General features: G+C 60.8%; 5 protein-coding genes and 1 pseudogene. 3 read left to right on the top strand and 3 right to left on the bottom strand.

Going from position 1 to position 8,534, the window contains the following annotated elements:
* Positions 1-128: 128 nt before the first annotated feature.
* Positions 129-704, bottom strand: a pseudogene (locus LUB09_RS22580) (DUF2252 family protein); the annotation flags it as partial.
* A gap of 149 nt (positions 705-853) precedes the next feature.
* Between LUB09_RS22580 and ampC the strand changes: the two are divergent.
* Positions 854-1,996, top strand: a complete 1,143-nt coding sequence (gene ampC, locus LUB09_RS22575; RefSeq protein WP_231423746.1) for a class C beta-lactamase — start codon at positions 854-856, stop codon at positions 1,994-1,996.
* A gap of 25 nt (positions 1,997-2,021) precedes the next feature.
* On the opposite strand, the gene LUB09_RS22570 is transcribed toward ampC, so the two are convergent.
* A complete protein-coding gene (locus LUB09_RS22570) occupies positions 2,022-2,624 on the bottom strand; it encodes a tRNA-(ms[2]io[6]A)-hydroxylase (RefSeq protein ID WP_209981636.1) in 603 nt (200 codons plus the stop codon).
* 148 nt (positions 2,625-2,772) lie between these two features.
* Between LUB09_RS22570 and LUB09_RS22565 the strand changes: the two genes are divergently transcribed.
* Both LUB09_RS22565 and acnB read left to right on the top strand, forming a co-directional pair.
* Positions 2,773-3,636 carry a universal stress protein gene (locus tag LUB09_RS22565; RefSeq protein ID WP_231423745.1) on the top strand — a complete coding sequence of 288 codons (864 nt, stop codon included), beginning with the start codon at positions 2,773-2,775 and terminating at the stop codon, positions 3,634-3,636.
* A 620-nt stretch (positions 3,637-4,256) separates the two neighbouring features.
* Positions 4,257-6,866 (top strand): bifunctional aconitate hydratase 2/2-methylisocitrate dehydratase, encoded by a 2,610-nt coding sequence (gene acnB, locus LUB09_RS22560; protein ID WP_231423748.1) that lies wholly within the window; start codon positions 4,257-4,259, stop codon positions 6,864-6,866.
* Positions 6,867-7,084: 218 nt separating this feature from the next.
* Here the strand turns inward: acnB and LUB09_RS22555 are convergent, their stop codons facing one another.
* Entirely contained in the window at positions 7,085-8,362 is a 1,278-nt protein-coding gene (locus LUB09_RS22555) for a serine/threonine transporter (RefSeq protein ID WP_231423744.1), read from the bottom strand.
* Between the last annotated feature and the right edge of the window lie 172 nt (positions 8,363-8,534).

The following is an 8,534-nucleotide window of genomic DNA, read 5'->3' as shown; positions in this document are numbered from 1 at the left end:
TGGATGAGTCGGTGCTGATCTACAACGGGGAGCGGCCGCACTTATCCCTGAAATACAAAACGCCCGATGCGGTGCATCAGGCGTTTTGAGACTGAAACAGGTGTAAACCTATTTCAGGACTAGACACCGCACAAGGCCTGCAGGGCGCTTTTTTCCGCACGGGACAAAGCCCAGAAGTGCTTGCCCAAAGGGATCGTCGGGCGTACGTCATCGATGCGCTCGCGGGCCAGGTGCTTCCAGGTGCGTTCCACCGCGCTGCGCATCCCGGCCTTGACCTGGGACGGCCGTGGCGGCACTTCATCCGGCTTGTCCTTGAAGGCCTGCGCGTAGCCCAGCATCATTTCTTCGAGCATGCGGGCCGTGGTCACCCCGGGCAGGTCCGAGCCCCGCGCGGCAGTGGCCAGGGATAACGCCAGGCGCACCAGGTCATGGGCCGGGTTGCCGATAACGGTCTGGTCGAGATCGCGGATATGCATGTCAATGCGGCCGTTGTTGTCGCCGGTCGGCCCCAGGTTGCCCGCGTGGCAATCGCCACAGATCCAGATCGGCGGCCCGCTGGGCAAGCGTCGACCGGGCAGGCTGTGCAGCCATTCGTAGAATTGGACGGTACTGCCGCGTACGTAGGCATGGGCCGAACGGGCCATTTTGAGGTTACGCAGTTGGGTCAGGTGCGGCATGCGGGCGGAAGGACGCGGCGTTTTCATTGACGGACTCGATACGGGTGTAGCGGTAGAGCTGCGCGGGTCGGCAAATGTTTCATTATGTTTCGTAAAAGGTTTTTCCGAAGGGCTAGGGTAGACAGCCCGTATTTGCGAAACTTGCCCACCCTGTTTATCTGCCATGGAAGCGACCCATGCATCGATTCATCCAATCTGTCACAGCCCTTGCGCTGTTCGTTACCGCAAGCCACTGCCTGGCCGCCACCGATCTGCGCACCGTGGTGGACTCCAGCGTCAAGCCGCTGATGCAACAGCAAGCCATCCCCGGTCTGGTCGTTGGGGTGCTGCAGGACGGCAAAGCGCAGTATTTCAGCTACGGCGTAGCGGACAAGCAAAGCGGGCAACCGGTCAGCGAGAACACCCTGTTTGAAGTCGGTTCGGTGAGCAAAACCTTCACCGCCACCCTCGCCGGCTACGCCGTGGCCTCGGGCAAACTTACCCTCGACCAGCCGGCCAGCCACTACCTGCCGGCACTCAAGGGCGGCCGGTTCGATCACATCAGCGTACTCAACCTGGGCACGTACACCGCTGGCGGGCTGCCGCTGCAATTTCCCCAAGAGGCGGATAACAGCCAGCGCATGATCGGCTATTTCCAGCAGTGGCAGCCCGCGTTCGCCCCTGGCACCCAGCGCCTGTATTCCAATCCGAGCCTGGGCCTGTTTGGCTATCTGGCGGCGCAAAGCCTGGGTCAGCCGTTCGATCAATTGATGGAAAAGACCTTGCTCCCAACGCTTGGGCTCTCGCATACCTTCCTGAAAATACCTCGAAATCAGATGAGCCTGTACGCCCAAGGCTATGACAACAAAGGAAAACCTGTACGGGTTGGCCCGGGCGCGATGGACAGTGAAGCCTATGGCATCAAGACCAGTGCGGCGGACCTGCTGCACTACGTCAACGTCAACATGAACCCCGCTGGCCAGGAAAAACTCGTCCGGCAGGCCATTGCGCTCACGCATACCGGCTACTACACCGTCAATGGCATGACTCAGGGTCTGGGCTGGGAAATGTACCCGTACCCGCTCCCGCTGGACGCCCTGATTGACGGCAACTCCACGCAAATGGCCATCGAGCCGCACAAGGTCGACTGGCTGACACCCGCCCAAGCCCCCCATGCGGACACCCTGGTGAACAAGACCGGTTCCACCAATGGCTTCGGTGCGTATGTGGCCTACGTACCAAGCGCGCGCATGGGCGTGGTGATTCTAGCGAATAAAAACTATCCGAACGCCGAACGGGTAAAAGTCGCCCATTCAATCCTGAACGCGCTCAACCCTTGATCACCGGATTGGCGTGGCCGTCGCCTCAGGCCGGCACGCCACTGTGAAAGCGGAACTCGACATCGGCTGACTCGATCAACTCCTGTTCCGCCGCCCTCACCCGTTCGATGACCTGGGCGATGTCAGCGGCGTCGCCGTACTGATACGCCAGTTTCAGATAACCCTGGAAATGCCGCGCCTCGCTTTTCAGCAAACCGAAGTAGAACGTGCCGAGTTCTTCGTCCAGGTGCGGCACCAGGGCTTCGAAACGCTCGCAACTGCGCGCTTCGATAAAGGCGCCGACCACCAGCGTATCCACCAGCTTGACCGGCTCGTGGTTGCGTACCACCTTGCGCAACGCCGAGGCGTAACGGCCGGCCGACAATTGGCGCAGCTCGACCTTGCGCTTCTTGATCAGGCGCATCACCTGTTCGTGGTGCACCAGTTCTTCGCGGGCCAGGCGCGACATCATGTTGATCAGGTCCACATGGCCATGGTACTTGGCGATCAGGCTGAGGGCGGTACTGGCCGCCTTGAACTCACAGTTCTTGTGGTCGATCAGCAGGGTGTCCTGATCGGCCAGCGCGGCCTGGACCCAGGCATCGGGGGTGCGGCAACCGAGGAATTGGTGGATGTCGGGCAGGTTCATCGGGCTCACGGGCAAAGGATCACAAAAGGGCGCCGATTATACCGAGCGCGCCGCAGACCACCAGCCGCCTACCTTGATGTGCATCAAGATGACGAATACCGGGCAGCGACTATAGTTGTTGCAGTCCACGTTCCTGGAGGTGCCAACCATGCAAGCCATCCGCAGCATCCTGGTGGTTATCGAGCCCGAACAGGCCGACAGCCTGGCCCTCAAGCGCGCCAGGCTGATCGCCGGCGTGACCGACGCGCACCTGCACTTGCTGGTGTGCGACAGGCGGCACGAGCATTCAGCGTTGCTGAGCCAGCTCAAGGCCGGCTTGCGCGAGGACGGCTACAGCGTCACCACCGAACAGGCGTGGAATGACAGCCTGCATGAAACCATCATCGACGTGCAGCAGGCCGAGGGCTGCGGTCTGGTGATCAAGCAGCACATGCCCGACAGCCCACTGAAAAAGGCCCTGCTGACCCCGGCGGACTGGAAACTGCTGCGCTACTGCCCAACGCCGGTGCTGCTGGTGAAAACCTCCACCCCGTGGAGCGGTGGCGTGATCCTCGCGGCGATCGATGTGGGCAATACCGACAGCGAGCATCGCGCGCTGCACGATTCGATTATCGACCATGGTTTCGAGATTGCCAGCCTGGCCAAGGCGCAACTGCATGTGATCAGCGCCCATCCATCGCCGATGCTGGCGGCGGCCGATCCGACGTTCCAGCTCAGGGAAACCATCGCAGCGCGTTATCGCGAACAGTGCAAGGCGTTCCAGGCGCAATTCGATGTGGACGACGCGCACCTGCACATCGAGGAAGGCCCGGCCGATGTGTTGATTCCGTTCGCGGCGCACAAATGGCAGGCGGCGGTAACGATCATCGGCACCGTGGCGCGCACCGGAATTTCCGGGGCATTGATTGGTAATACGGCGGAGGTGGTGCTCGATGCGGTGGAGAGCGATGTGCTGGTGCTGAAACCGCAGGCGCTGATGGATCACCTCGAAGCGTTGGCCATCAAATCCTGAGACGATGAAGATCAACTGTGGGCGGCGGCACCCAAACTAAATCGTCTGTGGCGAGCGGGCTTGCCCCGCGTTGGGGTGCGAAGCGCCCCCAATCAAGCAAAACGCGGTGTACCTGATACGGCTCAGCGTCTGGTTTTGGGGCTGCTGCGCAGCCCAACGCAGGACAAGCCTGCTCGCCACAGGGAGGTGGTTGCCTGAAATCTCAGATCGTGACGTCATCTGATGAGAGGGCACGACACAAACCAGCGAAACAGTCGGCCATATTAGCCCTTTGTCTAAGCGTGATTGCCCGGCAATCTTGGCCAGGCAACTTACCTTTAGATTTTTTTTGCCGTAGAATCACCCGGCCTTGTAAGGCGCCAATAATCCGCTGGAAGCTGTTTTCAAAGCGTCACGAGCACAGTCGTTCCTTCAGAACGGTGTTGGCGATGGTCAATGACTCGGTAGGTCAAGCCCTCGCCAACCCTCATCAGCCCGTTCTGCAGGCGTAAAACTTTGAAAGCAGCTTCTGTGAGAGATGCCGGCAGCGCTGGCTTTGCGGCCCAAAAAGCCCCCGAGCGCACGCGTGCCGATCATTTCTGGATGAGCGTCCCGTGGGACCACTGATGAGGGTAATAACTGTGCTTGAAGCCTACCGCAAACATATCGAAGAGCGTGCAGCCCTGGGTATTGTTCCCCAGCCGCTTAACGCCGAACAAACCGCAGGCCTGGTCGAGCTGCTGAAAAATCCCCCTGCCGGCGAAGAAGCATTCCTCGTTGACCTGATCACCAACCGCATTCCACCAGGCGTTGACGAAGCCGCCTACGTCAAGGCCGGTTTCCTTTCCGCCCTGGCCAAGGGCGAAGCCACTTCCCCCCTGATCGACAAAAAACGCGCCGTTGAACTGCTTGGCACCATGCAAGGTGGCTACAACATCGTGACACTGGTCGAGCTGCTGGACGACGCCACGCTGGCGCCTGTCGCGGCCGCCCAGCTCAAGCACACCCTGCTGATGTTCGACGCGTTCCACGACGTGGCTGAAAAAGCCAAAAACGGCAACGAGCATGCCAAAGGCGTGCTGCAGTCGTGGGCTGACGGCGAATGGTTCCGCAACCGCCCTACCCTGGCCGACAAGATCAGCCTGCGCGTTTTCAAGGTCACCGGCGAAACCAACACCGACGACCTGTCGCCGGCACCGGACGCCTGGTCGCGCCCTGACATCCCGCTGCACGCCCTGGCCATGCTGAAAATGGCCCGCGAAGGCATCGTGCCGGACGAGCAAGGCAAGACCGGCCCGATGAAGCAGATCGAAGAGATGCGCGGCCAGGGCTTCCCGATCGCCTACGTCGGTGACGTGGTCGGTACCGGTTCGTCGCGTAAATCGGCCACCAACTCGGTGCTGTGGTTCTTCGGCGACGACGTGCCCTACGTGCCGAACAAGCGCGCCGGCGGCTTCTGCTTCGGCAGCAAGATCGCGCCGATCTTCTACAACACCATGGAAGATGCGGGTGCTCTGCCGATCGAGTTCGACGTCAGCAACATCAACATGGGCGACGTGATCGACCTGTACCCGCACGCCGGCAAAGTCTGCAAGCACGGTACCGACGAAGTCATCACCACCTTCGAAATGAAGACCCCGGTGCTGTTGGACGAAGTCCGCGCCGGTGGCCGTATCCCGCTGATCATTGGCCGTGGCCTGACCGACAAGGCCCGCGCCGAACTGGGCCTGGGCCCTACCGACCTGTTCAAGCTGCCTGAAGCGCCGGTCGACACCGGCAAGGGTTTCACCCTGGCGCAGAAGATGGTCGGCAAGGCCTGTGGTCTGCCGGAAGGCAAAGGCGTTCGCCCTGGCACCTACTGCGAACCGAAGATGACCACCGTAGGCTCCCAGGACACCACCGGTCCGATGACCCGTGATGAACTGAAAGACCTGGCGTGCCTGGGCTTCTCGACCGATCTGGTGATGCAGTCCTTCTGCCATACCGCGGCCTATCCAAAGCCGATCGACGTGACCACCCACCACACCCTGCCTGACTTCATCATGACCCGTGGCGGTGTATCGCTGCGTCCAGGCGACGGCATCATCCACAGCTGGCTGAACCGCATGCTGCTGCCAGACACCGTCGGCACCGGTGGTGACTCCCACACCCGTTTCCCGATGGGCATCTCGTTCCCGGCCGGTTCCGGTCTGGTCGCGTTCGCCGCAGCCACTGGCGTCATGCCACTGGACATGCCGGAATCGATCCTGGTGCGTTTCAAAGGCAAGATGAAACCTGGCATCACCCTGCGTGACCTGGTTCATGCCATTCCTTACTACGCGATCCAGTCCGGTTTGCTGACCGTAGAGAAGAAAGGCAAGAAAAACGCCTTCTCCGGCCGCATCCTGGAAATCGAAGGCCTGAACGACCTGACGCTGGAGCAGGCGTTCGAGCTGTCCGACGCCTCGGCCGAACGTTCGGCTGCCGGTTGCACCATCAAGCTGTCCAAAGCGTCGGTCACCGAGTACCTGAACTCCAACATCACCCTGCTGCGCTGGATGATCGGTGAAGGCTACGGCGACCCGCGCACCCTGGAACGTCGCGCCCAAGCGATGGAAGCCTGGGTGGCCAACCCGGAGCTGATGGAAGCCGATTCCGACGCCGAATACGCCGAAATCATCGAGATCGATCTGTCGGAAATCAACGAGCCGATCCTCTGCGCCCCGAACGACCCGGACGATGCCCGTCTGTTGTCCAGCGTTGCCGGCGAGAAGATCGACGAAGTGTTCATCGGTTCGTGCATGACCAACATCGGTCACTTCCGCGCAGCCGGTAAGCTGCTGGAGCAGGTCAAGGGTCAGCTGCCAACCCGTCTGTGGCTGTCGCCGCCGACCAAAATGGACGCTCACCAACTGACCGAAGAAGGCTACTACGGCATCTACGGCAAGGCTGGCGCGCGCATGGAAATGCCCGGCTGCTCGCTGTGCATGGGTAACCAGGCACGGGTAGAGCCGAACTCGACGGTGGTTTCCACGTCGACCCGTAACTTCCCGAACCGTCTGGGCGATGGCGCCAACGTCTACCTGGCCTCGGCCGAGCTGGCGGCAGTCGCATCTACCCTGGGTCGCTTGCCGACTGTCGAAGAGTACATGGGCTACGCGGCGAAACTGGACACCATGGCCAGTGACGTCTACCGCTACCTGAACTTCGACCAGATCGCCGAGTTCCGCAAGATCGCAGCAAGCGCCAACATCCCGGTGATTCAAGCCTAAGGGTTGTTGATGTGAAAAACGCCGCGTATCGCAAGGTACGCGGCGTTTTTTTATGCCTGGAATCCAGTATCAGCAACACCACAAAACAAATGTGGGAGGGGGCTTGCTCCCGATAGCAGTGGTTCAGTCACCCTCTTCAGTGACTGATTCACCGCCATCGGGAGCAAGCTCCCTCCCACCTTTCAGAGGTTGAGCAGCCCTGAAAGCTGCGTTAAACCTCAAGCAATAAACGAATACACCAACGCCGTAATCGCCACCAAGCCCACCGCCGTGACAAACACATTGGACGCCTGCCCACGGTACCTGGCCATCGCCGGCACCTTGCGGATGGCATACATGGGCATCAAAAACAGGATCGACGCAATCACCGGCCCGCCCAGGGTTTCGATCATGCCAAGGATGCTCGGGTTAAGCGTCGCGACGATCCAGCACACCACCAGCATGAAAGCAGCAGTCATGCGGTCCAGGGTCTTGGGCGCGGGGCGGCGACCGGTCTTGACGATCAAGCCCTTGAGGCCTTCGCTGGCGCCGATGTAGTGGCCCAGGAACGACTTGGCAATCGCCACGAACGCAATCAGCGGGGCTGCGAAGGCGATGGTCGGGTTGTCGAAGTGGTTGGCCAGGTACGACAGGATCGACAGGTTCTGCGCCTTCGCCTCGGCCAGTTGCGCCGGCGACAGGGTCAGCACACAGCTGAACACGAAGAACAGCACCATCACCACCATCAGCAAATGGGCGCGGCACAGGATCTGCGAACTGCGCTCGTCGGCATGGGCGCCGTACTGGCGCTTCTGGTCCACCGCAAAGGCCGAGATGATCGGCGAATGGTTGAACGAGAACACCATCACCGGAATCGCCAGCCACAAGGTATTGAGCAATGCCGATGGCGCCGGCACCACGTGAGCGGTACTGAGGATGCCACCGGTCCAGTGCGGCACCAGGTACACCGCGAGGAACAGTAACGCGACGATAAACGGATACACCATCAGGCTCATGGCCTTGACGATGACCTGCTCACCGCAACGCACCACGGCCAGCAGGCCCAGGATCAGCACGAACGACAGGATCGCCCGTGGCGGCGGCATGATGTGCAGTTGATGCTCCATGAAGCTGCCGACCGTGTTGGTCAGCGCAACGCTGTAGATCAGCAGGATCGGAAAGATCGCAAAGAAGTACAACAGCGTGATCAACGCACCGGCCTTGATGCCGAAGTGTTCTTCGACCACGTCGGTGATATCGGACCCTTCACGCCCGGACAGCACGAAACGGGTCAGGCCACGGTGGGCAAAGAACGTCATCGGGAACGCCAGCACCGCCAGAATCAGCAGCGGCCAGAAACCGCCGAGGCCTGCGTTGATCGGCAGAAACAAAGTGCCGGCGCCAATCGCTGTGCCGAACAGGCCCAGCATCCAGGTGGTGTCCTGGCGGCTCCAGCTTGAGAGGGTTGCAGGTGTCGTTGCATAGCGTTCGTCGACGCTATTGGCCTGATCATTCATCCGGTCGGATCTCCGCATTGACACGGCCGGGACGAGTCAGAAAAACCTGACAGGCAGCGCCCCGACTGTAGAAGGGGCTGGATTGTCCGGGATTCTCTTGAAGAAGCAAAGACTTAGCTGAGGAACGGTGAGCTCGCGGCCAGCCTGTTCGCACCTGCAATGGGATTTTGCG

Origin of the sequence: Pseudomonas sp. Leaf59 (assembly GCF_920984685.1) — a bacterium.
Classification (GTDB): Bacteria; Pseudomonadota; Gammaproteobacteria; order Pseudomonadales; family Pseudomonadaceae; genus Aquipseudomonas.
This window is presented reverse-complemented; position numbering and strand designations above follow the sequence as displayed.